This window comes from Paraburkholderia nodosa, from assembly GCF_001718195.1.
In the GTDB taxonomy this organism is placed as follows: Bacteria; Pseudomonadota; Gammaproteobacteria; order Burkholderiales; family Burkholderiaceae; genus Paraburkholderia; species Paraburkholderia nodosa_A.
This window is the reverse complement of the sequence record NZ_MCNV01000006.1, coordinates 280,403-306,960: the sequence shown is the minus strand read 5'-3', so window position 1 is coordinate 306,960 and position 26,558 is coordinate 280,403. Positions and strand designations below refer to the sequence as shown.

At 66.1% G+C, this 26,558-nt stretch carries 23 protein-coding genes and 1 tRNA gene; 9 read left to right on the top strand and 15 right to left on the bottom strand.

The features are described 5' to 3' along the window. Positions 1-262: 262 nt before the first annotated feature. From metX to BFD71_RS14045, 4 genes are all read left to right on the top strand, one after another. Positions 263-1,408 carry a homoserine O-succinyltransferase MetX gene (gene metX / locus BFD71_RS14060; protein ID WP_069264645.1) on the top strand — a complete coding sequence of 382 codons (1,146 nt, stop codon included), beginning with the start codon at positions 263-265 and terminating at the stop codon, positions 1,406-1,408. Continuing rightward, positions 1,405-2,013 carry a methionine biosynthesis protein MetW gene (gene metW / locus BFD71_RS14055; RefSeq protein WP_069264642.1) on the top strand — a complete coding sequence of 203 codons (609 nt, stop codon included), beginning with the start codon at positions 1,405-1,407 and terminating at the stop codon, positions 2,011-2,013. Before metX ends, metW begins: the two co-directional genes overlap by 4 nt. Before the next feature lie 81 nt (positions 2,014-2,094). After that, entirely contained in the window at positions 2,095-3,489 is a 1,395-nt protein-coding gene (locus BFD71_RS14050; RefSeq protein ID WP_069264634.1) for an AmpG family muropeptide MFS transporter, read from the top strand. Then, positions 3,486-4,595, top strand: coding sequence for a M48 family metallopeptidase (locus tag BFD71_RS14045; protein WP_256094708.1), 1,110 nt, complete (start codon positions 3,486-3,488; stop codon positions 4,593-4,595). Before BFD71_RS14050 ends, BFD71_RS14045 begins: the two co-directional genes overlap by 4 nt. Before the next feature lie 30 nt (positions 4,596-4,625). Here the strand turns inward: BFD71_RS14045 and BFD71_RS14040 are convergent, their stop codons facing one another. The 5 genes from BFD71_RS14040 to gatC all read right to left on the bottom strand — a co-directional run bounded on the left by BFD71_RS14040 (position 4,626) and on the right by gatC (position 9,934). Beyond that, complete coding sequence (locus BFD71_RS14040; protein WP_069264632.1) at positions 4,626-5,405, bottom strand: exodeoxyribonuclease III; 780 nt, start codon at positions 5,403-5,405, stop codon at positions 4,626-4,628. 86 nt (positions 5,406-5,491) lie between these two features. After that, the gene (locus BFD71_RS14035) at positions 5,492-6,328 is read right to left on the bottom strand and encodes a PPK2 family polyphosphate kinase (protein WP_069264629.1); all 837 of its coding nucleotides are present in this window, start codon (positions 6,326-6,328) and stop codon (positions 5,492-5,494) included. Positions 6,329-6,474: 146 nt separating this feature from the next. Then, positions 6,475-7,950 (bottom strand): Asp-tRNA(Asn)/Glu-tRNA(Gln) amidotransferase subunit GatB, encoded by a 1,476-nt coding sequence (gene gatB, locus BFD71_RS14030; protein WP_069264770.1) that lies wholly within the window; start codon positions 7,948-7,950, stop codon positions 6,475-6,477. A gap of 2 nt (positions 7,951-7,952) precedes the next feature. Next, positions 7,953-9,443: an Asp-tRNA(Asn)/Glu-tRNA(Gln) amidotransferase subunit GatA gene (gatA, locus tag BFD71_RS14025; protein ID WP_069264628.1), complete on the bottom strand. Its 1,491-nt coding sequence runs from the start codon at positions 9,441-9,443 to the stop codon at positions 7,953-7,955. Between the two features lie 191 nt (positions 9,444-9,634). Continuing rightward, positions 9,635-9,934 (bottom strand): Asp-tRNA(Asn)/Glu-tRNA(Gln) amidotransferase subunit GatC, encoded by a 300-nt coding sequence (gene gatC, locus BFD71_RS14020; protein WP_028211911.1) that lies wholly within the window; start codon positions 9,932-9,934, stop codon positions 9,635-9,637. Positions 9,935-10,363: 429 nt separating this feature from the next. Between gatC and BFD71_RS14015 the strand changes: the two genes are divergently transcribed. From BFD71_RS14015 to rodA, 5 genes are all read left to right on the top strand, one after another. Then, a complete protein-coding gene (locus BFD71_RS14015; protein ID WP_004189550.1) occupies positions 10,364-11,407 on the top strand; it encodes a rod shape-determining protein in 1,044 nt (347 codons plus the stop codon). A gap of 191 nt (positions 11,408-11,598) precedes the next feature. Next, positions 11,599-12,717, top strand: a complete 1,119-nt coding sequence (gene mreC, locus BFD71_RS14010) for a rod shape-determining protein MreC (RefSeq protein ID WP_069264627.1) — start codon at positions 11,599-11,601, stop codon at positions 12,715-12,717. Continuing rightward, positions 12,717-13,229, top strand: a complete 513-nt coding sequence (mreD, locus tag BFD71_RS14005; protein ID WP_069264625.1) for a rod shape-determining protein MreD — start codon at positions 12,717-12,719, stop codon at positions 13,227-13,229. The genes mreC and mreD overlap by 1 nt, the downstream gene beginning before the upstream one ends. A gap of 101 nt (positions 13,230-13,330) precedes the next feature. After that, positions 13,331-15,814, top strand: coding sequence for a penicillin-binding protein 2 (gene mrdA / locus BFD71_RS14000; RefSeq protein ID WP_069264623.1), 2,484 nt, complete (start codon positions 13,331-13,333; stop codon positions 15,812-15,814). A gap of 9 nt (positions 15,815-15,823) precedes the next feature. Next, the gene (gene rodA / locus BFD71_RS13995) at positions 15,824-16,990 is read left to right on the top strand and encodes a rod shape-determining protein RodA (RefSeq protein ID WP_069264621.1); all 1,167 of its coding nucleotides are present in this window, start codon (positions 15,824-15,826) and stop codon (positions 16,988-16,990) included. Between the two features lie 107 nt (positions 16,991-17,097). On the opposite strand, the gene BFD71_RS13990 is transcribed toward rodA, so the two are convergent. From BFD71_RS13990 to rsmB, 10 genes are all read right to left on the bottom strand, one after another. After that, the gene (locus BFD71_RS13990) at positions 17,098-17,823 is read right to left on the bottom strand and encodes a tetratricopeptide repeat protein (protein WP_083245245.1); all 726 of its coding nucleotides are present in this window, start codon (positions 17,821-17,823) and stop codon (positions 17,098-17,100) included. Next, positions 17,820-18,602: an HpcH/HpaI aldolase family protein gene (locus tag BFD71_RS13985; protein WP_069264618.1), complete on the bottom strand. Its 783-nt coding sequence runs from the start codon at positions 18,600-18,602 to the stop codon at positions 17,820-17,822. Before BFD71_RS13985 ends, BFD71_RS13990 begins: the two co-directional genes overlap by 4 nt. 248 nt (positions 18,603-18,850) lie before the next feature. Continuing rightward, positions 18,851-19,294: a 6-carboxytetrahydropterin synthase QueD gene (queD, locus tag BFD71_RS13980; RefSeq protein ID WP_028203213.1), complete on the bottom strand. Its 444-nt coding sequence runs from the start codon at positions 19,292-19,294 to the stop codon at positions 18,851-18,853. 31 nt (positions 19,295-19,325) lie between these two features. After that, complete coding sequence (queE, locus tag BFD71_RS13975) at positions 19,326-19,958, bottom strand: 7-carboxy-7-deazaguanine synthase (protein ID WP_069264616.1); 633 nt, start codon at positions 19,956-19,958, stop codon at positions 19,326-19,328. 157 nt (positions 19,959-20,115) lie between these two features. After that, positions 20,116-20,847, bottom strand: coding sequence for a 7-cyano-7-deazaguanine synthase QueC (gene queC / locus BFD71_RS13970; RefSeq protein ID WP_069264611.1), 732 nt, complete (start codon positions 20,845-20,847; stop codon positions 20,116-20,118). 273 nt (positions 20,848-21,120) lie between these two features. Further along, positions 21,121-21,196 (bottom strand) — tRNA-Phe (locus BFD71_RS13965). A gap of 94 nt (positions 21,197-21,290) precedes the next feature. Further along, positions 21,291-21,989: a response regulator transcription factor EsaR gene (gene esaR / locus BFD71_RS13960; protein WP_069264609.1), complete on the bottom strand. Its 699-nt coding sequence runs from the start codon at positions 21,987-21,989 to the stop codon at positions 21,291-21,293. Next, positions 21,990-24,410 carry a sensor histidine kinase gene (locus BFD71_RS13955; RefSeq protein ID WP_069264607.1) on the bottom strand — a complete coding sequence of 807 codons (2,421 nt, stop codon included), beginning with the start codon at positions 24,408-24,410 and terminating at the stop codon, positions 21,990-21,992. Further along, positions 24,400-24,993, bottom strand: a complete 594-nt coding sequence (locus BFD71_RS13950) for a DUF4390 domain-containing protein (protein WP_069264766.1) — start codon at positions 24,991-24,993, stop codon at positions 24,400-24,402. Before BFD71_RS13950 ends, BFD71_RS13955 begins: the two co-directional genes overlap by 11 nt. After that, positions 24,990-26,528, bottom strand: a complete 1,539-nt coding sequence (rsmB, locus tag BFD71_RS13945) for a 16S rRNA (cytosine(967)-C(5))-methyltransferase RsmB (protein WP_069264605.1) — start codon at positions 26,526-26,528, stop codon at positions 24,990-24,992. Before rsmB ends, BFD71_RS13950 begins: the two co-directional genes overlap by 4 nt. Positions 26,529-26,558: the final 30 nt, after the last annotated feature.

The window sequence follows — 26,558 nt, the reverse complement described above, 5'->3', positions numbered from 1 at the left end:
AAAGCGCGGGGGCGGCAGCGCGCCGCCCGGGCCGCCTTTCCCGTGCGCCGCGTCGCTTTGCACTTTTTCCGATATACTCTGCGTTCCTTTTGCAATACCCACGCGCCGATTTGCTGACTCGATTGCGGGCGCGTGAACTCTCAAGGCCTGGGCCCGGGAGTTCGATATAAATGCGGCTAAAGAGGTCGTCAGCTGCGCCAACCCTTTCGCACTCCGCGCCCGCCGACACCGTTTAGCCGCCCGAAAAACCAAGGCGGAACGAATGGAATCGATCGGCATCGTCGCTCCTCAAACACTGCATTTCGACGAGCCTCTGCAACTGCAGAACGGCACGGCGCTGGCCGGGTACGACCTCGTGGTCGAAACCTACGGCACGCTCAACGCCGCGCGCAGCAACGCGGTGCTCGTCTGTCACGCGCTCAATGCGTCGCACCACGTGGCGGGCGTCTACGCGGACGACCCCAAGAACGTGGGGTGGTGGGACAACATGGTCGGCCCGGGCAAGCCGCTCGACACCAACCGCTTCTTCGTGATCGGCGTGAACAATCTCGGCTCGTGCTTCGGCTCGACCGGCCCCATGAGCCTCGACGCGGCCACCGGCCAGCCCTATGGCGCGAAGTTTCCGGTCGTGACCGTCGAGGACTGGGTGGACGCCCAGGCGCGCGTGGCCGATCGCTTCGGCATCGAGAAGTTCGCCGCGGTGATGGGCGGCAGCCTTGGCGGCATGCAAGCGCTTGCATGGAGCCTGCGCTATCCGGATCGTCTCGGCCACTGCATCGTGGTCGCCTCCACGCCCAAGCTCTCGGCGCAGAACATCGCGTTCAACGAAGTCGCGCGCTCGGCCATCCTCTCGGACCCCGACTTCCATGGCGGCGACTACTACGCCCACCACGTGAAGCCGCGCCGCGGCCTGCGCGTGGCGCGCATGATCGGCCACATCACCTATCTGTCCGACGACGACATGGCCGAGAAATTCGGCCGGGCGCTGCGCCGCGCGGAAGGCGCCGAGAACGCCTACAACTTCAACTTCGACGTGGAATTCGAAGTGGAGTCGTACCTGCGCTATCAAGGCGACAAGTTCGCCGACTACTTCGACGCCAACACCTACCTGCTGATCACGCGTGCGCTCGATTACTTCGATCCCGCGAAGGCGTATGACGGCGACCTCACGCGCGCGCTCGCGCACACGAAGGCGAAATACCTCGTGGCGAGCTTCGCGACCGACTGGCGTTTCGCGCCCGCGCGTTCGCGCGAACTCGTGAAGGCGCTGCTCGATCACAAGCGCCAGGTGACCTACGCGGAAATCGACGCCCCGCACGGCCACGACGCCTTCCTGCTCGACGACGCGCGCTATCACAATGTGGTGCGCGCTTACTACGAACGTATTGCTGCTGAGGTGGGCGCATGAACCAGAGCGCTTTCGACAGTCTTTCCGCCCGTCCCGACTTTCGCACCATTGCGCGCTGGATCGAACCGCGCGCGAAGGTGCTCGACCTCGGCTGCGGCGACGGCTCGCTGCTCTCGCTGCTCACCGAGGAGCTGGAGTGCACGGGCTACGGCATCGAGATCAACGACGCGGGCGTGCTCGCATCGGTGAAGAACGGCATCAACGTGATCCAGCAGAATCTGGAAGACGGCCTGCGCCTGTTCGAGGACGCGAGCTTCGACTTCGCGATCCTCTCGCAAACGCTGCAGACCATTCACCAAACGGCCGCCATCCTGCGCGAGACGGCGCGCGTGGGCAAGGAGTGCATCGTCTCGTTCCCGAACTTCGGCTACTGGCCGCACCGGCTTTCGGTCATGCGCGGACGCATGCCGGTTTCGAAGTCGCTGCCCTACCAGTGGCATAACACGCCGAACGTGCGTGTTCTCACGGTGAAGGACTTCGAGGCGCTCGCGCCCGAAGTGGGCATCGAAATTCTCGACCGCGCCGTGCTCCATGGGGGTCAGACCGTTCGTTGGGGTGTGAACTGGCGTGGTAGTCTTGCGGTCTATCGCGTGAGAAAAAAATGACGCCGTGCGCGGCGTCGCGTGTTTTTCTGCCCGACCAGTTCACCTGGAACCGCACCCAACACCGCCGCCGCTAACGACGACATGCAGAATCCGCCCCACGAGGCACCCGCTCTTACCGCTCACGAATCCCACCCCGGCTGGCGTGCGTATCTGAATACGCACATGCTGATCTGCGTGTTCCTCGGCTTTACCTCCGGGCTGCCGCTCTTCACGCTCGTCTATCTGGTGCAGGCGTGGCTGCGCTCGGAGGGCGTCAATCTCAAGGAGATCGGCCTCTTCGCGCTGATCCAGTTCCCCTACACCTGGAAGTTCGTCTGGGCGCCGCTCATGGACCGCTACGTGCCGCGTCTGCCCGGCTGGCGCCCGGGGCGGCGGCGCGGCTGGATGCTCGTCACGCAGATTCTCGTGGCGCTCGCCATCGGCACGCTCGGCTACGTTTCGCCGAAAGATTCGATCTGGACGGTTGCCGCGCTCACCGCGCTGGTGGCGTTCTTCGGCGCGAGCCAGGACATCTCCATCGACGCCTACCGGCGCGAACTGCTCACTGATACGCAGCAGGGCCTCGGCAACGCCGTGCACGTGAATGCCTACAAGATCGCGGCACTCGTGCCGGGCTCGCTCGCGCTGATCCTCTCCGATCATCTGCCGTGGAGCACCGTATTCGTCGTGACGGCGGCGTTCATGATTCCCGGCATGATCATGACGCTCGTCGTGAAAGAGCCCGAAGTGCACGGCGCGCCGCCGAAGAACCTGCGCGAAGCGATCGTGCAGCCGTTCGCCGAATTCGTGCGCCGCGACGGTCTCGCCGCGGCACTCTTTGTGCTCGCGTTTATCTTCCTCTACAAACTCGGCGATACGATGGCGACGACCCTGTCCACATCGTTCTTCCTCGACATCGGCTATTCGCGCACGGAGATCGGCGTGATCGCCAAGATGACGGCGTTCGGCGCGAGCCTCGCGGGCGGCATTGTCGGCGGCGTGGCGCTCGTGAAGATCGGCATTGGGCGCGGGCTGTGGATCTTCGGCTTCCTGCAAATGATTTCCACTCTGGGTTTCGCGTGGCTCGCGCAGCTCGGCGCAGGCTCGCCCTCGCTCGCCGCCATCTACGATGCCGTGCTCGCCGTGAGCCACGCGGTTTCGTGGGCCGCAGGTCTCTTCGGCGCCACCGTGCAGTTCACGCTCGATCCGCGCGCCGTTGCGCTCGCGCTCGTGTACGGCTTCGAGACCTTCGCAACGGGACTCACGCTCGCTGCGTTCACTGCCTATATTGCAAGCACGACCGATCCGCGTTACACCGCCACGCAGTTCGCACTCTTCACGAGCCTCGCCTCCGTGCCGCGCACGCTGGCCTCCGCCGCGAGCGGCTACGTGGTGGCGAAGATCGGCTGGTTCGACTATTTCATCGTCTGCACGGTGCTCGCGGTACCGGGTATGCTCCTGCTCATTCGTATTGCCCCGTGGAGAGTCCGGTCGTGAGCACGCATGAGACCGTCGCGCAAAGCCCGCGTGCGCTGCAGCGCAGCGGCGCGCGCGCGCGTGCGCTCGTGCTGGCGCTCGCCACCGCCTGGCCGGCGCTTGGCGCATGGAATGCGTGGGCTGCCGAGAACCCCGCCGCGACGAACGCCCCCGCCGCCGTGCCAGGCAATCCTGCACTGCCGCCAGCCGGCAATGGCGCGACCAACCCGGCGAATAACACGAACGGCGCAGCAAACATCGGCGCAAACGCGAGCGCTACGCCGGGCAGCGTCGCCCCCGGCGCGCCGAACACGGGCCGCGTGGTGCGATTCGGCAACGCCGCCGTGTACCGCAATCTGATTCCCTCGCCGATGCTCGAAGCGCAGGCCACGGCCGAGTTCAACGAGATCGTGCGCGGCGCGGCCCATTCGAACCGCCTCTATGCCGAAAGCGATCCGCACGTGCAGCGCGTGCGGGCGTTCGTCGACCGGCTCGCGCCTTACTCGCTGAAGTGGGGCGATCGCGTCAAGAACTGGAAGTGGGAAGTGGCGGTGATCCGCTCGAACGACATCCGCATGTACGCGCTGCCGGGCGGCAAGATCGTCGTGTATGGCGGCCTGCTCGATCGCGTGAAGCTCAACGACAACGAGTTCGGCATGCTGCTTGGCCACGAGATCGCGCATGCAGTGCGCGAGCACGTGCGCGAGCGCCTGGGCGAACAACAGGCCGCGCAGATCGAATCGGGCTCTGTGCCGCAGCTATTCGGGCTCGCGGATCTCGGCGTGTTTCCGCTCGGTATCGGCTCGCAACTCGTGGAAATGCACTACGGCCGCGCCGACGAAACCGAAGCCGACGTGATCGGCAGCGATATCGCCTCGCGCGCGGGATTCGATCCGCGCGCGGCGCTCACGCTGTGGGACAAGCTCGCGGTGGCGACGCGCGCCGACCGCGACCAGGGATTCATCTACGTGCATCCGTACACGCCGGCGCGACGCGCCGATATCGCCAAGCGCCTCGCCGACATGATGCCGCTCTACGCAAAGGCCATGGGCAAGCCGCTCGCCGAGTTGCCCGACTACGAGGGCATCCCGGCCGTGCAAAAGCGCAAGGTGGTTTCGGCGCCCTGAAAGCGGTTTCACAGCGCGCCGCGGTGAGCGTCAGCTCTTGACCTTGTGGTCGTAGTCGATGGTCAGCGGCGCGTGGTCGCTGAACTTGATGTCCTTGAAGATCGAGGTCTTTTTCGCCTTGTGCGCAATGCCGGGCGTCGCGATCTGATAGTCGATACGCCACCCCACGTTCTTCGCATACGCCTGGCCGCGGTTGCTCCACCACGTGTATTGCTCGGGGCGCGGGTCGAGCGTGCGGAACACGTCCACGTAGCCCACGTCGTCGAAGAGGCTCGTGAGCCATGCGCGCTCTTCGGGCAGGCAGCCGGAGTTCTTCTGGTTGCCCTTCCAGTTCTTGATGTCGATTTCCTTGTGGACGATGTTCACGTCGCCGCACAGGATCACTTCGCGCTCACGCTTGAGTTCCGCGAGATGCGGCATGAATTCGTCCATGAAGCGGTACTTCGCGGCCTGCCGTTCGTCGCCGCTCGAGCCCGAAGGCACGTACACGGAGATCACCGAAAGCTTGCCGAAGCGCGTTTCCACATAGCGCCCTTCCGGGTCGAACTCCTCGCTGCCAAAGCCGATGATCACCTCGTCGGGCTCGTGGCGCGAATAGACGCCCGCGCCGCTATAGCCCTTCTTGACCGCATGCTGGAAGTAGCCCGTGAAGTCGTGCGGGGCGAGGAATTCCGGGGTCATGTCGTCCTGCGAGCACTTGATTTCCTGCACGCAGAGCACGTCGGCCTTCTGTTCGCCGAACCATTCGAAAAAGCCTTTCTTCGCCGCCGAGCGGATGCCGTTCAGATTCGCGGTGATCACACGCAACATGTCTTCTTTCCTCTTGATTGTGCGTTGCCTCGCACGGCGCGCCGAAGCGGAACTGCACCGCGCCGCGCGAGGGAATACGGTCGGTCTCAGTCGATCCTGAGACCCTTGAGTTCGGCCTTGGCCGGCGGAAATTCGAGTTTCAGACTGTCCATCAGGCGCAGCAGCAGTTCGGCCACCATGAGGTTGCGATGCGACTTCGAGTTCGCGGGAATCACGTACCACGGTGCGTACTCCGTGGAGGTAGCCGCGAGCGCGTCGTGGTACGCGGCCTGATAGGCGTCCCAATGCCTGCGCGCTTCGAGATCGGAGACGTCGAATTTCCAGTGCTTGGTGGGGTCGTCGATGCGCGCCTGGATGCGACTGCGCTGCTCGTCCTTCGAAATGTGCAGCATGCACTTGATGATCGACGTGCCGCTCTCGGCGAGCAGCGCCTCGAAATGGCGAATCTGCCGGTAGCGGCGCTCGCACTCGGCCGAATCGATCTGGCCAATCACGCGCGGCACGAGCACGTCTTCGTAGTGGCTGCGGTTGAAGATCGCCAGCTCGCCGGCCGCGGGCACTTGCAGGTGCACGCGCCAGAGAAAGTCGCGCGCGGCTTCGATGGGCGTCGGCGCGCGAAACGGCACGATGCGCAGGCCGAGCGGATCGACCTCGTGAAACACGCCGCGAATCGTGCCGTCCTTGCCGCTCGTGTCCATGCCCTGCAACACGAGCAGCACGCGCTGATGGCGCTGCGAATGCAGACGCTCCTGCAATATGTCGAGCTGGTTGCCGATCTCGGCGAGCCGGTCGCGGTCACCGTCCTTGCTGCCGGTCGAGAACGGTTTCGCGGCGGGGTCGAGCGCGTTGAGCGAGAACGTCTCCGCCTTCTTGTCGCTGAAGTACGGCACGCGGTAACTGTCGAGACTCGGGATGTGGGACATGCGTTGTTCTCCTCTCTCTCGTGAATTTGACGGCGCCAGCGCCGCAGCCCGCCTGAAGCGGCAAGGCGGCGCCGCGCTGCTACGCACGACGCCGCCTCGCTAGCATGCCCGAATCAGGGCGGCACGCTACTCAAACCCGCCCAAACTCAGCCCAGCTTCTTCTTCAGCAGCTCGTTGACCTGCTGCGGGTTCGCCTTGCCCTTGGTGGCCTTCATCGCCTGGCCGATCAGCGCGTTGAACGCCTTTTCCTTGCCGGCGCGGAATTCTTCCACCGACTTCTGGTTCGCGGCGAGCACCTCGTCGATGATCGCTTCGAGCGCGCCGGTGTCCGAGATCTGCTTGAGGCCCTTCGCTTCGATGATGCGATCGGCAGCGGCTTCGTCGGCAGCCTTCTCGTCCCACATCGCCTGGAACACTTCCTTGGCGATCTTGTTCGAGATCGTGCCGTCGGCGATGCGCGCGAGCAGCACGGCGAACTGCGCGGCCGAGACCGGCGAAGCGGCGATGTCGAGGCCTTCGCGGTTGAGCTGCGACGAGACTTCGCCCATCAGCCAGTTGGCGGCGGCCTTGGCCTGCGCCGCGCCCGCCTTCGCCACCACGGCTTCGAAGTAAGCCGCCATTGCCTTGCTCGACGTGAGCACGTTCGCGTCATACGGCGTCACGCCGTACTGCTCGACAAAGCGCGTTTGCATCGTCGCGGGCAGCTCGGGCAGCTCGCCCTTCACGCGCTCGACCCACGCGGCATCGATCACGAGCGGCATGAGGTCGGGGTCGGGGAAATAGCGGTAATCGTGCGCGTCTTCCTTGCTGCGCATCGAACGCGTCTCGCGCTTGTCCGGGTCGTAGAGGCGCGTTTCCTGCACCACCGTGCCGCCGTCTTCGATCAGCTCGATCTGGCGGCGCACTTCGTACTGGATCGCCTCTTCGAGGAAGCGGAACGAGTTCAGGTTCTTGATCTCGGCGCGCGTGCCGAATTCCTTCTGGCCGACCGGGCGCACGGAGACGTTCGCGTCGCAGCGGAACGAGCCTTCCTGCATGTTGCCGTCGCAAATGCCGAGCCACACGACGAGCGTGTGCAGCGACTTCGCGTACGCAACCGCTTCGGCGGCACTGCGCATTTCGGGTTCCGTGACGATTTCGAGCAGCGGCGTGCCGGCGCGGTTCAGGTCGATGCCCGTCATGCCCGCGAAGTCTTCGTGCAGCGACTTGCCCGCGTCTTCTTCGAGGTGCGCGCGCGTCAGGTTGACGGTCTTCTCGTAGGCTTCCTTGCCGGCCTTTTCGTTAGCCGGGACCTGGATCGTGATCTGCCCGCCCTGCACGACCGGAATCTCGTACTGGCTGATCTGATAGCCCTTGGGCAGGTCCGGATAGAAGTAGTTCTTGCGCGCGAAAATGCTGCGCGGCGCAATCGTCGCGTTGATCGCGAGGCCGAACTGGATCGCGCGCTCCACGGCGCCGCGGTTCATCACCGGCAGCACGCCCGGCAGCGCGAGATCGACGGGGCAGGCCTGCGAGTTGGGCGCGGCGCCGAACTGCGTCGATGCGCCCGAGAAGATCTTCGACGCCGTCGACAATTGCGCGTGCGTCTCCAGACCGATCACCACTTCCCACTGTGTTGCCATGTTCATACCCCTGCCGGCGCCTTGCGATGCCAGTCGGTCGCGCGCTGGAAGGCGTCGGCGACCTGCAGCATGCGGGCCTCGTTGAAATAGTTGCCGACGATCTGCAGACCGACGGGTCGCTGCGCGTTCGCACCCGCGCCGAAGCCGCACGGCACGCTCATGCCGGGCAGGCCCGCGAGGCTCGTGGAAAGCGTGTAGATGTCCGCGAGGTACATCTGCAGCGGATCGTCGCCCTTGGCGCCCAGGTCCCATGCCACGCTCGGCGCGACCGGTCCCATGATGACGTCGCACTGTTTGAACGCTTCCTGGAAGTCTTGCGCAATGATGCGGCGAATCTTCTGCGCCTGCAGGTAGTACGCATCGTAGTAGCCGTGCGAGAGCACGTAGGTGCCCACCAGAATGCGGCGCTTCACCTCGGGGCCGAAGCCCTCGGCACGCGACTTCTTGTACATGTCGAGCAGATCGCGGTATTCGGCGGCGCGGTGGCCGAAGCGCACGCCGTCGAAGCGCGAGAGGTTCGACGAGGCTTCCGCCGGGGCGATCACGTAATACACGGGAATCGACAGCTCGGTTTTCGGCAGCGTGACTTCCACGAGCGTGGCGCCGAGCGATTCGTACGTCTTCAGCGCGGCGTCGATGGCGGCGCGCACGTCGTCGGCGAGACCCGCGCCGAAGTATTCCTTCGGCAGGCCGATGCGCAGGCCCGCGAGCGGCTTGTCGGCGCTGGCCTCCTGGCTCCATGTCTGGCCGATGAAGCGCGTGTAGTCCTCGTGCTCGTGCGTGAGGCTCGTCGAGTCGCGCTCGTCGAAGCCGCCCATGGCGTTCAGGAGCAGCGCGCAATCGCCGGCGCTGTGCGCGAACGGGCCGCCCTGGTCGAGCGACGAGGCGAACGCGATCATGCCGTAGCGCGAGACGCGGCCGTAGGTGGGCTTGATGCCCGTCACGCCCGTGAACGACGCCGGCTGGCGAATCGAGCCGCCGGTGTCGGTGCCGGTCGCGGCGGGCGCGAGGCGCGCGGCGACGGCCGCGGCGGAACCGCCCGACGAGCCGCCCGGCACGGCCTTCGTGTCCCACGGGTTCTTCACGGCGCCGAAATGCGAGTTCTCGTTGGACGAGCCCATCGCGAATTCGTCCATGTTGGTCTTGCCGAGGCAGACCATGCCCGCGCGCTCGAGCCGCTCGACCACGGTCGCGTCGAACGGGCTCACGTAGTTTGCAAGCATCTTCGAGCCGGCGGTCGAGCGCCAGCCGCGCGTGACGAACACGTCCTTGTGCGCGAGCGGAATGCCCGCGAGCGGGCCCGCGTGGCCCGAGTGCAGGAGCGCGTCGGCGGCCTTCGCCTGGGCGAGCGTCAATTCGGGATTGACGTCGACGAAGGCGTTCAGGTCTTGATGCGCTTCAATCCGGCCCAGAAAGTGCTGGGCCAGCTCGACTGCGGAGCACTCCTTCGCAGCCAGCGCGGCGCGCAGTTCGGTCAAGCTTTTGTCATGCATTGCGTGATTCCTGGAAGAACGTCACGGCGTGGTCGAAATCCGATCGTTGCGCCGTCCGGGAGCCGCTCGACCGACGTTGGCAAACGTGTGGGCCGCTACCCGGAAAACCCCGGAAAATTCGGGAGTCCGTGCCGTTTCGAACTGTTCCGACGACTCGAAAGATTTCGAAATGGCGAAAAAATGCTGCGCGCTTACTCAATCACGCGCGGTACGAGGTAAAGTCCGTCCTGCACCGCGGGCGCGGGACGCTGCAGCGCTTCGCGGTCCACGATTTCGGTCACGGCGTCCTCGCGCAGACGCAGCGCGACGTCCTCGATCTGCTCGATCGGGTGGGCGAGCGGGGCGATGCCGGTCGTGTCCACGGCCTGCATCTGCTCGACGAGGCCGAAGAAGCCGTTCAGGCGTTCGAGCGTATTGCCGGCTTCGGCGTCGGCCAGTTCGAGGCGCGCAAGATGCGCGATGCGCTTCACATCGTTCAGGGTCAGGGCCATGCGGTCACCGGAAAAAGGGGCTGCGGCAGTGCGGAAATCGGTGCTGCAACAGCGGTTTATCGCGCCGGATCCGGCTCGGGAGGAAAGCTTCGATGAGGTCAAAAACTGCGTTCCGGATCCTGCAAAACAGGCAAAATTATAAGGTATCATTACGCGTTCGACCCAAACCCGGACCGCCTTGCATCCGCCTTTCAGGTCTGTACGCAACTCAATGCGGCCAGACAAGATCAAACGGGCGGCGCAGCCAGGCTGCCTCCGGTAACTATCCCCGCAGTCTCAGGCCCCTCGTGGCGCCCCTTGCGACGCCCTCCGCCGTGATTTCGGAGTGCTCTCGTGGTGGAGCATATCGCCCTGAGGCTGTGAATTTTTCCGCTGCCGCCCTCGCCCACCAAGCTGGAAGGACGGCCACAAGCGAGACAGGATTTTTGAATGTTCGGTTTTCTGCGTAGCTACTTCTCCAACGACCTGGCGATCGACCTCGGCACCGCCAACACCCTGATCTACATGCGCGGCAAGGGCATCGTCCTCGACGAACCCTCGGTCGTCTCCATTCGCCAGGAAGGCGGCCCGAACGGCAAGAAAACGATTCAGGCAGTCGGCAAGGAAGCCAAGCAGATGCTCGGCAAGGTCCCGGGCAACATCGAAGCCATCCGCCCGATGAAGGACGGCGTGATCGCCGACTTCACCGTCACCGAGCAGATGATCAAGCAGTTCATCAAGACGGCGCACGAGTCGCGCATGTTCTCGCCGTCGCCGCGCATCATCATCTGCGTGCCGTGCGGTTCGACCCAGGTCGAGCGCCGCGCGATCAAGGAAGCCGCGCACGGCGCGGGCGCCTCGCAGGTGTACCTCATCGAAGAGCCGATGGCCGCCGCGATCGGCGCGGGCCTGCCGGTTTCGGAAGCCACGGGCTCGATGGTCGTCGACATCGGCGGCGGCACGACCGAAGTGGGCGTGATCTCGCTCGGCGGCATCGTCTACAAGGGCTCGGTGCGCGTGGGCGGCGACAAGTTCGACGAAGCGATCGTCAACTACATCCGCCGCAACTACGGCATGCTGATCGGCGAACAAACCGCCGAAGCCATCAAGAAGGAAATCGGTTCGGCCTTCCCGGGTTCCGAAGTCAAGGAAATGGAAGTGAAGGGCCGCAACCTGTCGGAAGGCATTCCGCGCAGCTTCACCATTTCGAGCAACGAAATTCTCGAAGCACTCACCGACCCGCTGAACCAGATCGTCTCGTCGGTGAAGATCGCGCTCGAACAAACGCCGCCGGAACTGGGCGCCGACATCGCCGAACGCGGCATGATGCTCACGGGCGGCGGCGCGCTGCTGCGCGACCTGGACCGCCTGCTCGCCGAAGAAACCGGTCTGCCGGTGCTCGTGGCCGAAGACCCGCTCACCTGCGTGGTGCGCGGCTCGGGCATGGCGCTCGAGCGCATGGACAAGCTTGGCAGCATCTTCTCGTACGAGTAAGCGCGCCGCGCACCGCTGCGCTCGCCCGCGGCGCGGTTTCGGCGTCGTCGCGCCACTGATGGCATGGCGGCGCGCGCGCCGTTACGGCGCCCGCAACGGGACGTCCTGCGGGGCGCCGAAGATTCACACTTCGTTGTGCCCTCCGTTACACCCTCTGTTTCACCGAACCGCACACGCCCCCGGCGCCGACCATGGAATACAGTCCGCCGCCCCTCTTTAAACAGGGCCCATCGGCACTCGCACGGCTGATTTTCTTCGTCGTGCTGTCGCTCGCGCTCCTCGTCTCCGACGCGCGTTTCAAGACGCTCGAGATCGTGCGCGGCGTGCTCGGCGCGGGTCTCTACCCGCTGCAACGCGCGGCCCTCGTGCCGCGTGACTTCTTTATGGGCGCCGCCGATCTGGCCGTGACGAGTTCCACGCTGCGCACCGAAAACACCCAGCTGCACGTGCGCAATCTTCAGCTTTCGCAGCAGGCCAACGCGGCCGCTTCGCTCGCCGCCGAAAACGCGCACCTGCGCGCGCTTTTGCAGCTCTCGCAGCGCATCGGCGCGCAAACCACGCCTGCAGGGATCCAGTACGACACGCGCGACCCGTTCACGCAGAAGGTCGTGATCGGCGGCGGCTCGCAGCAGGGCGTGCAGAACGGCTCACCGGTATTGAGCGAGGACGGCGTGATCGGCCAGGTCACACGCGTGTTCCCCATGCAGTCCGAAGTCACGCTCGTCACCGACAAGGACCAGGCCGTGCCGGTCGAAGTCGTGCGCACGGGTCTGCGCAGTGTGATCTACGGCACGGCGAAGGGCGACCTGCTCGATCTGCGCTTCGTGCCGATCAGCGCCGATCTCCAAGTGGGCGACGAACTCGTGACGAGCGGGCTCGACGGCATCTATCCGCAAGGGCTGCCGGTCGCGAAGGTGCTGCGCGTGGACAAGCAGGCCGACACCGCGTTCGCACGCGTGGTCTGCCTGCCGCTCGCCGCCGTGCGTGGGGCGCGCCAGGTGCTCGTGCTGCACTATGTGCCGCAGGTGCCGCCCAACCCGATCGCCGCCGAGGAAGCCGCAGCGGCCGCCGAGGCGAAGGACGCGAAGAAGAAGGCCGCCAAGGCCGCGGACAAAAAGGCTGACAAAAAGGCCGATGACGCGAAGGCGAAGCCCGCCGCCGCCGCATCGGGCGCGGCCCCGGCGCCGGCGCAGCAGGCGAAGCCGGCAGCGAATGCAGCCGCAGCAGACACGAAGCCGGCGGAGAAAAAGCGGCCCAGGGAGAGCCTGCGCGAAGAGGCAGCGAAGGCCGTCGAGAAAGGGGGCCATTGATGCCGCGTCCGCAATACATTCTGCAGCCGGTCAATCCGTACTTCATCGTTTTCAGCCTCGCGGCGGCGTTCCTGCTGAACCTGCTGCCCTGGGGCAAGCTGCCCGGCGTGCCCGACTTCGTCGCGCTCGTGCTGCTGTTCTGGAACATTCACCAGCCGCGCAAAGTCGGCATGGGCGTCGCGTTCTTCCTCGGGCTCCTCATGGACGTCCACAACGCGAATCTGCTCGGCGAGCACGCGCTCGCGTACACGTTGCTTTCCTATGGCGCGATCACCATTCACCGCCGCGTGCTGTGGATGTCGATCGGCCTGCAGATGTTCGCCGTCACGCCCATGCTGGTCGGCGCGCAGGTCGTGCCGTTCGTGATCCGCCTGCTGATGGGCGCTTCGTTTCCTGGCTGGGGTTATCTCATCAGCGGCTTCGTCGAGGCGATCCTCTGGCCGATCGCGAGCGTGCTGCTGCTCCTGCCGCAGCGCCGCCCCGTCGATCCCGACGACACCCGGCCCATTTGAGCGGCCCGCCGCCCGCCGCTGGAAGACTCGCTTGACTACCTCTTACGCACCCCGGCCCGCCGTTCCTCGCGATTGGAACCGCGGCGCCTGGGTCTGACAGCATGACCGAATTCAAGGACACCCAGCAGCAGCTCACGAAGTTCCGCCTGCGCGTCGCGGCGGCGGGGCTGTTCGTGTTCGTCTGCTTCGGGCTGATCGCGTTCCGCTTCCTCTATCTGCAGGTCTGGAACCACAGCAAGTATTCGCTGCAGGCCGACGAAAACCGCATTTCCGTCGCGCCGATCGTGCCGAACCGCGGCATCATCACCGACCGCAACGGCGTCGTGCTCGCCAAGAACTACTCGGCGTACACGCTCGAAATCACGCCCTCGAAGCTCACCGACACGCTCGACAATACGATCGACGAGCTCTCAACCGTGATTCCGATCGATGCGCGCGACCGCCGCCGCTTCAAGAAGCTGCTCGAAGACTCGAAGAACTTCGAGAGCCTGCCGATCCGCACGCGCCTGACCGACGACGAAGTCGCGCGCTTCACCGCCCAGCGCTTCCGCTTCCCCGGCGTGGAAGTGCGCGCGCGCCTGTTCCGCCAATATCCGCTCGGGCCCACGGCCGCGCACGTGATCGGCTATATCGGCCGGATTTCGCAGCACGACCAGGAGCGCATCGACGATCTCTCCGACAAGAACGACAGCGATCCCGAGCACTACGATCCGCGTCTGGACGCGAACAACTACAACGGCACCGACTACATCGGCAAAATCGGCGTCGAGCAAAGCTACGAAACCGAGCTGCACGGCCTGACCGGCTTCGAGGAAGTGGAAGTGACGGCGGGCGGGCGCCCCGTGCGCACGCTCTCGCGCACCCAGGCCACGCCCGGCAACAACCTCGTGCTGTCGATCGACATCGGTCTGCAGCAGGTGGCCGAGCAGGCCTTCGCGGGCAAGCGCGGCGCGCTTGTGGCCATCGAGCCGTCCACGGGCGACATTCTCGCGTTCGTCTCGGCACCGAGCTTCGACCCGAACTCGTTCGTAGACGGCATCGACCAGCAGACCTGGGACGAGCTCAATAACTCGCCCGATCACCCGCTCCTGAACCGTCCGCTGCACGGCACCTACCCGCCGGGCTCGACCTACAAGCCGTTCATGGCGCTCGCCGCGCTCACGCTGCACAAGCGCACGCCGCAGTGGGGCTTCTCCGACCCCGGCTACTACATGTTCGGCGGCCACCGCTTCAACAACGACGTGCGCTCGGGCCAGGGCTGGATCGACATGAACCGCGCGATCATGGTGTCGAACGACACCTACTTCTTCATGCTCGCGCACGACCTGGGCGTGGACAACATCGCCAACTTCATGAAGCCGCTCGGCTTCGGCCAGCTCACCGGCATCGACATCGCGGGCGAGGCGCGCGGCATCCTGCCCTCCACCGAATGGAAGCGCAAGGCGTACCGCAAGCCCGAGCAGCAGCGCTGGTACGAGGGCGAGACGATCAGCCTCGGGATCGGCCAGGGCTACAACTCGTTCACGATCCTGCAGCTCGCGCATGCCACGGCCACGCTCGCCGACAACGGCATTCTGATGAAGCCCCACCTCGTGAAGGAGATCGAGAATCCGATCACGAAGCAGGAGCGCCTCACGGTGCCGAGCGAAAGCGGGCGCCTGAACGTGAGCCAGGCCGATATCGACGTCGTCAAGCGCGGCATGGAAAACGTGACGATGAATCCCTCGGGCACGGCCTACCAGGTGTTCCGCAACGCGCCGTACACCTCGGCGGGCAAGACCGGCACGGCGCAGGTCTTCTCGCTGCAGGGCGGCAAGTACAAGGCGCATGCGCTCGCCGAAAATCTGCGCGACCACGCGCTCTTCATCACGTTCGCGCCAGCCGAGAAGCCGCAGATCGCCGTCGCGCTGATCGTCGAAAACGGCGGCTGGGGCGCACAGGCCGCAGGTCCGATCGCTCGCCGCGTGCTGGATTACTGGCTCGTCGACCGGCTCAAGCCCGGCGTCGAGCAGGCGGCCGTGAGCGCGGCGGCTTCGGCCACGGAGGACGCGTCCGCGCCCGTGATCGGCGCGCCGCCTGAGGCGGCATCGGCGGCTTCAGCAGCCGCGGGGGCCTCGGGCGTTGCCCCGGCCACACCGGCCGTACCGGCCGCACAGCCGGTGCGGGTCGCAGCCGGCTTCACGCCGCTGCCGATTCCCGGCGCGGCATCTGCGGCTGCGGCTGCTTCGGCTGCTGCTGCGGCGGCTTCGGAAGCCTCGGGCGCGGCCGCTGCTGCGCCTGCCTCCGCTGCGCCTGCGGCCCCCGGCGCGGCGGCGCGGGCTACGCCCGCAAGCAGCGCCGCCGGCAAGACTCGCCAGCCACGCCAGAACGTTAGCCTCGATGCGCCCGCCACAACCGACGCCGTGAACGGCGGCACCGGCGGCACGAACGGCACGGCGGACACGGGTGCCGCCCGCCCCGCGCCCGCCTCCGTGCCCCGCCACTTCGGCCCTGGCCCCCATCGCCCGCACCGCCCCGCCAGCGCGAGCGACGCGGCTACGCTCGCACCGCCGCCCAAGCCCGCAACGGGCGGCATCGACGAGTAAGGAACCACCATGCCTTTCCTTCAGTTCGACAAGATCGACAAGCGCGCGGTGCTCGACACGCTGCGCAAGATGTTCCTCGGCTTCGACCGACCGCTCGCGCTCACCGTGTTCCTGCTGCTGTGCGTGGGCATCGTCACGCTGTACAGCGCGAGCCTCGACGTGCCGGGCCGCGTGGAAGACCAGCTGCGCAACATCATGCTCACCTTCGTGCTGATGTGGGCGCTCGCCAATGTGCCGCCCAACACGCTCATGCGCTTCGCGGTGCCGATCTATACCTTCGGCATCGCGCTGCTCATCGCCGTGGCGCTATTCGGCCTCACGCGCAAGGGCGCAAAGCGCTGGATCAACGTCGGCGTCGTGATTCAGCCCTCGGAAATCCTCAAGATCGCCACGCCGCTCATGCTCGCCTGGTACTACCAGCGCCGCGAAGGCGTGATGCGCTGGTACGACTTCGTCGTCGGCTTCGTGATTCTGCTCGTGCCGGTGGGGCTCATCGCCAAGCAGCCGGACCTGGGCACCGCCGTGCTCGTGTTCGCGTCGGGCCTCTTCGTCATCTATTTCGCGGGGCTCTCGTTCAAGCTGATCGTGCCGGTGTTGATCGCAGGCGTGATCGCGGTGGCCTCGATCGCGGCGTTCCAGGACAAGATCTGCCAGCCGCAGGTGAACTGGCCGCTCATGCACGACTACCAGAAGCACCGCATCTGCACGCTGCTCGACCCGACCTCCGATCCGCTCGGCAAGGGCTTCCACACCATCCAGGCCGTGATCGCGATCGGCTCGGGCGGCCCGCTCGGCAAGGGCTGGTTGAAGGGCACACAGTCGCACCTGGAGTTCATTCCCGAAAAGCACACCGACTTCATCTTCGCGGTGTTCTCCGAAGAGTTCGGCCTCGCGGGCGGCCTCGTGCTGCTCACGCTCTATATGTGTCTGATCGCGCGCGGGCTCTATATCGCCGCGATCGGCTCGACGCTCTTTGGGCGATTACTGGCCGGCTCGCTCACGATGGCGTTCTTTACCTATGCGTTCGTCAACATCGGCATGGTGAGCGGCATCCTGCCCGTGGTGGGCGTGCCGCTGCCGTTCATGAGTTATGGCGGCACGGCGCTCACCACGCTCGGCGTGGCGATCGGGCTCATCATGAGCGTGGGACGCCAGAAGCGGTTGATGCAGAGTTGAAGGCGCGGCAGACAGCTATGGCCGCCCGATCGCAGAAATCGAAGCAACCAAAAAAAACGCGCCAACATTGAACGGCGCGTTTTCGTTTCGCGGTCGCTTGCTGGCGCTTACTGGGTGGGCGCCGACTTCATCAGCTGCGCGCTCAACTGCTGGTACTTCAAACGCGCCACGGGATCGCCCTGCGCCGCCGCGGCGGCATAGTACGCGCGCGCGACGTTGAGGTTCTTCGGCACGCCGTCGCCGCCGCGCTCGTAGAACGAGCCGGTCACGTATTGCGCCGTCATGTCGCCGCCCTCGGCGGCCTTCTTGTACCAGTAGAACGCCTGCTTGTTGTCGCGCGTGGTGCCACGACCGTCCAGGTACTGGTTCGCGAGCGCCAGTTCCGCCTGCACGTGACCCTGCTTCGCCGCCTTGAGAAACCACTGGTGCGCCTGCACGGGATCGCGCTCGACGAAGTCGCCGTCGTCGTACATCTTGCCGTACACGTACTGCGCGTGCGACATGTTCGCGTCCGCCGCCTTGCGCAGCCACTTGCGGCCCTCGCCCACGTCGGCGGCCCCGCCTTCGCCGTTCACGAGCATCATCGCGTAGTTGAACTCCGCCAGCCGGTTGCCGCGCTCGGCCGCCGCCAGGAACTCGGCGCGCGCCGCGCTGAGGTTGCCCGCGTTGTAGTCGGCAACGGCGTTGGCCGTTTGCGGATCGGACTCCGCGCCTGCGGTGGCGCTCGCGGCGTCGGCGGCTGCCGTCACTCCGCTCACACCGAGCGCAGCGGCCGCGAGACAGCCGATGGCGAGCGCGCGCGCACGCCCGAAAAGCGCTTTCGGACGCTTCATGATCTCGCCTCCTGCAGCGCCTGGCGTGTCGCGCGCACGAGCCATATCACGTCGGCGGCCAGGGCGATGAAGCTGAAACCCATCTCGCGATACTGCCTGGCGGCGGCCGCATCCATGGCGAAGATGCCTGCCGCGACGCCCGCCTCGCGCGCGGCCGCGACGATGCGCTGCACGGCGGCGACGACGTCCGGATGCTTCGAGTCGCCGAGATGGCCGAGGCTCGCGGCCAGATCGGCGGGACCCACGAACAGGCAGTCGACGCCCGGCACCTTCGCGATCTTCTCGACTTCGGCCAGTGCCGCCGCCGACTCGATCTGCACGATCGTCGCGATCTGCGCGTTCGCGCCCTGAAGATAATCGCGCCGCATGCCGTAGGCCGCCGCGCGCACCACGCCCGCCACGCCGCGCTGGCCGCCGGGCGTGCGCGCGTCGGGGTACTGCGTGAGGCTCACAGCGCGTGCGGCCTCTTCAGCCGAGGCCACGTTGGGGAACATCACCGTGCGCGCGCCCGCGTCGAGCACATGCTTCACGAGCCACGGCTCGCTGTCCGGCAGACGCACCACGGGCTCGGTGGGCAGATGCGCGGCCGCGATGGCGCGCAGTTGCGCGATGGTGTCGGCGCTGTCGTTGGGCGTGTGCTCCATGTCGATCAACAGCCAGTCGAAGCCGGCGTGCGCGAGCGCCTCGGCGGCGGTCTCGCTGCCCATCGAAAGCCATAAGCCGAATAGCGCGTCCGCCTCCTTGAGGCGTTCCTTGAGGGGATTGGTGAAGGTGCTCATCGCCGTGCTCCCGGCGAGGCCGCGGGGCGCACGCGCCAGGCGCGGGCGGTGTCGCCCGGCAGCGCGGCAGCCGGCAGGTCTCGCTCCGTTATGTGTTTGTCGGGCCGCGCGCGGGGATGCGCAGGCCTTGCGGCAATGATCATACCGCGACAAAAACCTGGCGGTCGGCACGGAAACCCGCCTTGCGCGGGTCGTCGGAGCGAGGGTGAAGCGGCGGGTGAAACGACTGAGGCGGGGTCCTGCTCGCGTCAGTCGCGCGTGACTTCGGCCCAGCAGTTCGGCGTCTCGTACAGGCGCAGCTTGTGCAGGCGCAGATTCACGCCATAGTGCGCGTCGTACACGTTCGCGAGAATGTCGAACGCGATGGCCGCGAGGTTTTCCACGGTCGGAATGCGGTCGATCACGACTGTCTTGTGGCCCGGCAGCGTTTCGAGGAAGCCGCGCACCTGCGTGTCGCCCGCGAAGACGAGGAACGCGTGATCCCACAGATCGACGAGATGCTGGTTCGCGAGCGACTTCACATCGGCGAAGTCCATCACCATGCCGCGGTCGGGCGCGCCCTCGGTTTCGACGAGGTCGCCTTCCAGCGTGATTTCGAGCACGTAGCGATGGCCGTGCAGATTACGGCACTGGCTGCGGTGGTCGGGGATGCGGTGGCCCGCGTCGAATTCGAGTTTTCGGGTGATCGTCAGCACGGCGCTTCTTCAGGTAAATTCGCGTGAATCAGGGAATGTTCAGGTATTTGTGGGTCTGCATCGACAGGCGCCACTGCGGATGGCGCTTGCACCAGTCGATGGCGAGCTTCGTGTTCAGGTCGCGCGACGGGCCGTCCATGGGCTGCACGAGAAAATACTCGAAATCGAGCTTCGCATAGTCGGCCAGGCGCTGGTTCTCCTGCGGCACGACAACCTTCAACTCGTTGCCCTTCGTGACGACGAGCGGCGCGTCGGCCTTCGGGCTCACGCAGATCCAGTCGATCGTTTCCAGCACCGGCAGCGAGCCGTTCGTTTCGATCGCGATCTCGAAACCGGCGGCGTGCAGCGCGTCGACGAACGGCTGGTCGATCTGCAGCATCGGCTCGCCGCCCGTGCAGACCACGAAGCGGTTGCCCTCGCCTTCGGGCCAGAGCGAGGCGATCTGCGCGACGAGTTCTTCCGGCGTGCGGAATTTGCCGCCGTTCTCGCCATCGGTGCCGACAAAGTCGGTGTCGCAGAAGCGGCAAACGGCCTGCTCGCGATCTTCCTCGCGGCCCGACCAGAGATTGCAGCCGGCGAACCGGCAGAACACGGCCGGACGCCCGGCGTTCGCGCCCTCGCCCTGCAATGTGTAGAAAATTTCCTTTACCGCGTAAGTCATCGTGCAGCCTGGTTCTGGCTCATGCGCGCAAGGCGCGTGCAAAGCCGGTTGGTCTCGGGCGCGAAATCATCGTGTCGGCGGGGGGCGCGCCGCCCGTGCGCGGCCCTGGCCGTATTCATTCACCGCGAAAGTGACGCGCGCGGCCCGAGGCTAACACTCAGGCCGGGGCTTCCGTCACGTTCTCGCCGGCGAGATACGCTTCATACCCGCGCTTGCGCAACTTGCACGCCGGGCACTCGCCGCAGCCGAACCCCCACGCGTGAAGCTCCGCGCGCTCGCCCAGGTAGCAGGTGTGCGTTTCCACGCGGACCATATCCACCAGCGCTTCGCCGCCCAGCTTTTCGGCGAGGCGCCATGTATCGGCCTTGTCGAGCCACATGAGCGGCGTTTCCAGCACGAAGCGCGTGTCCATGCCGAGATTGAGCACTACCTGCAGCGCCTTCATCGTGTCGTCGCGGCAGTCGGGATAGCCCGAGAAGTCGGTTTCGCACATCCCGCCCACGAGCACCTTGAGCCCGCGACGATAAGCGATCGCCGCGGCGATCTGCATGAACATCAGGTTGCGGCCAGGCACGAAGGTGTTCGGCAAGCCGCTCGCGGCGGTTTCGATCTCGATCTCGCGCGTCATGGCCGTGTCGCTGATCGAGCCGAGCACCGAGAGATCGATCATGTGATCGTCGCCGAGACGCTCGCCCCACTCGGGGAACGTGCTGGCGATCGCCGCGCGAAAACCCTCGCGGCATTCCAGTTCGACGCGATGACGCTGGCCGTAATCGAAGCCGAGCGTTTCGACGCTCTGGTAGCGGTCGAGCGCCCAAGCGAGGCACGTGGCCGAATCCTGGCCGCCGGAAAACAGGACGAGCGCGCCTTTGGCTTCTGTTCGAGTCACCGTGAAACTCCGTGTATGAGGTTTCCGCGCGAATGCTTTCGTTGCTGGCGCTTTGCTGGCTTCCTTGCCCGCTTTTGTCGCCTGGCGCCCGGCGCCCGGCGGGCCGGCAGGGACAACCCCCGCGCCGGCTCATGCAGTATAGGCCGGGGCCCTTCTACGGGCATCGGCGCACCCTTATACCCCGGATACCGTCGATGTCCGGAGTTCAAGCCGCTGGACAACGCGCACAACGAAAAAGCCCCAGGAATCGAACGATCTCCTGGGGCTGCATTCTGGTGGCCTGGGACGGAATCGAACCATCGACACGCGGATTTTCAATCCGCTGCTCTACCAACTGAGCTACCGGGCCAACGAAGAAAGAAGATTATAGCGGTGAAATCAGCACTTGCCAAGTGGCTTTCGCAAAATTGACGCGCCTGTCCGCGCCGCTCACCTGCACGCGTTCATTCGCCCTTGCTCTTGCCGAGGTCCACGCCGAGCTGCTTGAGCTTGCGATACAGGTGCGTACGCTCAAGCCCCGTTTTTTCGGCCACGCGCGTCATGCTGCCGTTCTCGCGCGCGAGGTGGTACTCGAAGTAGGCGCGCTCGAACGCGTCGCGCGCATCGCGCAGCGGGATATCGAACGAGATCGATGCCGTTTGCGTGGCCGCCGCCTGCATGCCATGGACGCCGTCGGCGCCCAGTACCGGCAGCGCCGCCGCCGATGCCACGACCGCGGGTCCACCCGCCGCCGTCTTCCCCGCTGCCGCCGCTGTGGCCGGCGCGACCGGCGCGGCCGTGCCGCGCGCGAGCCCCTGCTCGACCGCCTTCAACAGCTTTTGCAGCGCGATCGGTTTTTCGAGGAAGTTGAGCGCGCCGATCTTCGTCGCCTCGACGGCGGTGTCGATGGTCGCGTGCCCCGACATCATGATGACCGGCATGGTGAGATGGCCCTGCGCGGCCCATTCCTTGAGCAGCGTCACGCCATCGGTGTCCGGCATCCAGATATCGAGCAGCACGAGATCCGGCACGTGGCGCTGCCGGAAGTCGCGCGCCTGCTGCGCATCTTCCGCGAGCTCCACGACGTGTCCTTCGTCGCTGAGGATCTCCGAGAGCAATTCCCGGATGCCCATTTCATCGTCTACCACCAGGATGGTTGCCATTTACGCTGCCCTTGTCTGCACTGTTGCTTTTGATCCTTGCTCCGCTTCGGCACGCGCCTGCCCCTCCCCGGATCGGCCGGGTCCGGGCGTGGCGGCATCGTCTGCCAACTGGAGAAAGAGAATCGAGATCTGCGCGCCTTCGATCACATCGCCCGCTCTCATTCGATTGCGGATGTCGATGCGCGCGCCGTGCTCGTCGACGATCTTCTTGACCATCGCAAGCCCGAGTCCTGTTCCTTTGGCCTTGGTCGTCACATAGGGTTCGAACGCACGCGTGAGAATGCGCGCCGGGAAACCCGGGCCGTTGTCCGATACCGTGAGACGAACCGCCACGCGCGTGCGTCCTTGCGCGTCGGGGTCTCCGTATTCTACGGCGCGGGTCTCGAGCGTCACGCGAGGATTCTGCGTGTCGGCCACCGCGTCCTGCGCGTTTTGCAGCAGGTTGTGGATCACCTGACGCAATTGTGTCGCGTCGCCGCGTATCACGGGCAACTCGGAGAGCTCGACCTTGATCGCGCTCTTGCCTTCTTCCGCGCCGTAGAGCGTGAGCACTTCGCTCACGAGTTCATTGAGCTGCAGGTTCGCGAGCACCGCCGGCGGCGTGCGCGCGTAATCGCGGAAGTCGTCGACCATCTGCTTCATCGCCGCGACCTGATTGACGATGGTGGTCGCGCCGCGCCTGAGCACTTCGGCGTCGGTGGGCGCGAGCTTGTCGGTGAGCTTCATCTGCAGGCGTTCGGCCGAGAGCTGGATCGGCGTGAGCGGATTCTTGATCTCGTGCGCGAGACGCCGCGCGACTTCGCCCCACGCCACCGAGCGCTGCGCCGAGATCACGTCGGAGATGTCGTCGAACACCACGACGTAGCCCGAGGTCTGCATGTCGCCCGCGTCGCGGCCCGTGTCGGATACGAGGCGCGCGCCGCGCACGAGCAGCGTGAGCGGATCGGTCTCGCCCGGAATCGGCACGGAGAACTGCTGCTGCCAATGGCCGCGCTCTTGATCGCCATCGCCGCGCGAAGCTTCCTGGTCGGCGAAGGCCTTGCGCACCATCGCGCCGAACTCCGTGAGCGCGCCGATGTGATCGAGCGCGACGCCGAGCTGCGTCTGGAACGGCTGACGGAAAATGCGCTCCGCGCCGGGGTTCGCCGTCGTGAGGCGGAACTGCCGGTCGAACACGAACACGCCCGCCGTGAGGTTCGCGAGAATGCTCTCGAGGTACGCCTTCGAATGCTCGAGCGCGACGCGGTTCTTCTCCACGGCCTGGCGCGCTTCGGAAAGCTGGCGCGTCATCGCGTTGAACGACTGCGTGAGGAAGCCCAGCTCGTCGCGCGACTTGATTTCGCGCTTGGGCGTGTAGTCGCCCTCGGTCACTTCCTTCGTGCCCTGCGCGAGCAGGAAGAGCGGCCTCGCGAGCTGGTTGCCGAGGGCGAGCGCGAGCATCATCGCGACGAAAGTGGCGAGAAAGAGCGCGAGTGTGAGCGTGCCGATATACATCTTGCGCAAGCCCGTGCGGCCGAGCGCCTTCTCCTGGTACTCGCGATACGCGCGCTGCACGGCGTCGGCGTTGCGCGCGAGCGCGGCCGGCACCGGCTGCTCGAGCTGCAGGAAACGCTCGACCGGCTGCAGATCCGTTGTGTTCGCATCGGGAATGCGGGTGACCACCCGCAATCGAAGCGCGCCCTTCGAGCCAAGCTGATGCGGGTCGCCATCCACTTCGCCTTCGATCGCCGCATAGCCGCGCCCGCGCGCCTGATCGATCATGAGCGCCGTGGGCATGTCGGCGGGCATGAGCGACGAGAAGTTGCTCGACGCCTGCGCCACCACGTGCATGTCGGGCGCCGCGCCCGACATGCTGCGCACCGGCTCGACGATCATCGCGTCCTGCACGCCGAACTGATCGCGCGCGCGCAGCAGCGTGAGCGTCGTGCCTGCCGAATCGCCGTTCGCGATCTGCTCGGCCATCAGACGGCCCTTGGTTTGCAGGTCGGAGAGCGAGGCGTCGAGCATGCCGCGGCCGAGATTCAGGCCGGCGGTGAGCGCGGTTTCCACGTTCACGTCGAACCACGACTCGATCGAGCGCGAGACGAACTGATAGGAAACGATATAGATGATGCCGCCCGGCACCACGCCCACGAGCGCGAAGAAGAACGCGAGCTTCGCGAGCAGCCGCGTGCCGAACTTGCCGCGCCTCAAGCGCACGACGATCACGATCATGAGCGCCGTGACCACCGACAGGAAGATCAGCGCGACGACGATATTGGCTGCGTAGAGCCAGCCGTAGTAGCGGTCGAAGAACTCGGTGTTCGCGCTCGCCGCGGCGAGCAGGACGAGCAGCAGCGTCGCGGTGAACGCGACGGTGGAGACGAGCAGCTTGACGACGACGCTGCTGAAGCTGGTGGCGCGGCGTACTTTATTTAGCACGTTCGGTCACCGTGAAGTTGAAGCGCTTCCAGTCGGAAGCGAGGTTCCAGTCGCGGTTGTTCACGGCGTCGATCTGGAACGGCTTGGGCATCAGCGCGACGTCGAGCTGCATGCGCACCGAGGCCGTGTACGTTTCGCCGGCGTGCACGTCGTTGCGATCGATCACGTGCCACGAGGTGACGTGCTTGATGACCGCGAGCGCTTCTGCGAGCGTCGAGAAGCCGAGCTGCAGACCGCCGCTCGAGACGCGGTACTCGCGCGTGAGCGGCTGGAACGACAGGCGAATGCTTTGCGAAACGCTCACCGGCTGTTCGTCGAACCAGTACCAGCGCGCGCGCGTGAGCTCGAAGTCGGTGGTGAAGTAGAGCGGAATGCCCTTGTTGACCGCGTCTTCCAGGCTGCTGTTGAGGTCGAAGTCGAAACGGGCGTCGAGGCTCCAGCCGTTGCTGTCGGCCTGGAGCGACGCGCGCTGCACCGAGATCGAGTCGGCGCGCGCCGGCGCGGCGGCCACGAAGCCGACGACGGCAAGCACCAGCCAGATCAGGGCCGCGAACCGCAGCGGGAAGAAGCGTTTGATGGTCACCGTTTCTGAAAGCGCGCGTAGAAGAATCCGTCGTGATCTGCGGTGCGATCGGGAACGGGAAAGACAGTCGTCGTCACTTCGGCCTTTGCAGCAGCATCGTGCCGCGCTTCGCCGGCTGCGCCGTCTTCTGGCCCCCGGGCCGGCGCGCCGAATGCCTCGGGCAGCAGTTGCCCCGGGGCGTCCAATCGTACCGCATCCGCATGGGTGCTTTCAAACCAGCGCGCCTGCGCCTCGCCTTCCTCGGGGAAGATCGAACAGGTCACGTACAGCAGTTCGCCGCCCGGCTTCACGAGCGGCCACAGCGCATCGACGATGCGGCGCTGCTCGGCGGCAAGCGCCGGGATGTCGCTCTCGCGGCGCAGCCAGCGAATGTCCGGATGACGGCGCACGATGCCCGAGGCCGAGCATGGCACGTCGGCGAGGATGCGATCGAAGCCTTCGCCGTCATGCCACGCGGCAGGATTGCCCGCGTCGCCGACCACGATCGATGCGCGCCGCATGGGGTGCGCGGGATCGTCTTGCGCGAAACCGAGGCGCGCGAAGTTTTCGCCGATGCGCGCAGCGCGCGTGGCGTCGCTTTCGAGCGCAACCAGATCGATGTCGGCAAGCTCGAGCAGATGGCCGCTCTTGCCGCCGGGCGCCGCACACGCGTCGAGCACACGCATGCCGTCACGCACGCCGAGGATTTGTGCGGCCACTTGCGCGCCGGCGTCCTGCACGGACACGTCGCCCGCGAGGAACCCGGGGATGCGATCCACCGGCAACGCGGCGGCCAGACGCACGGCGTGTTCGCCGATCTGCGTGGCGGCGATGTTTTCGGCGGCGAGCCGCTGGACGTAATCGGCGGCGCTCGTGCGGCGCGCATTCACGCGCAGCGTGAGCGGGCCTTGCGTGTTGCCCGCGGCGAGAATCGCCTGCCACTGCGTGGGCCACGCGGCGCGGACCGCGTCGATCCACCAGCGCGGATAGTTCCAGTGGGCGGTTTCATCGGCCTGGGCAGCGGCAAGCGCGGTGTCGCGCTCGCGCAAAAATCCGCGCAGTACCGCATTGACGAGCCCCTTCGCGAAGGCGATTTCGCGGCGCGCGCCCACGGCGCGCACGACCTGATCGACGACCGTAAACGGCGTGTAGGCGGCGCTCGCCTCGTCTTCGGCGAGCAACGCCAGCGCGCAGGCGAGCAGGTTCGCGACGAGCTGCGGCGGCGCCTTGCTCACGCGCTGCCGGATCAGCCAGTCGACCGTGCCGAGCCGCCGCATGGTGCGATAGGCGATGTCCTGCACAGCGCCGCGAGCCTGCGGCGCGACGTCGGCGCGCAAGGCGGCGAAGGCGCTCGCGAGCGCGCCAGGCAAGGCCGAACCGGCGCGCACCGCGCCGACCGCATGAGCGGCCTGGTCGAGCGCAAAGCCCAGCGAATCGGGGGCCAGGTGCACGGCGTGGCTGCGCGCCGGCGCCGCGCCCTGCGGGCGCGCGGGGGATGCGGAACTCTTTTTGCCTTGAGACGGCTTGCCGGGTCGCCGGGATGGGCTGGATGTCATGAAGAAACCGGATGCGGGCCGCTGTGAGTC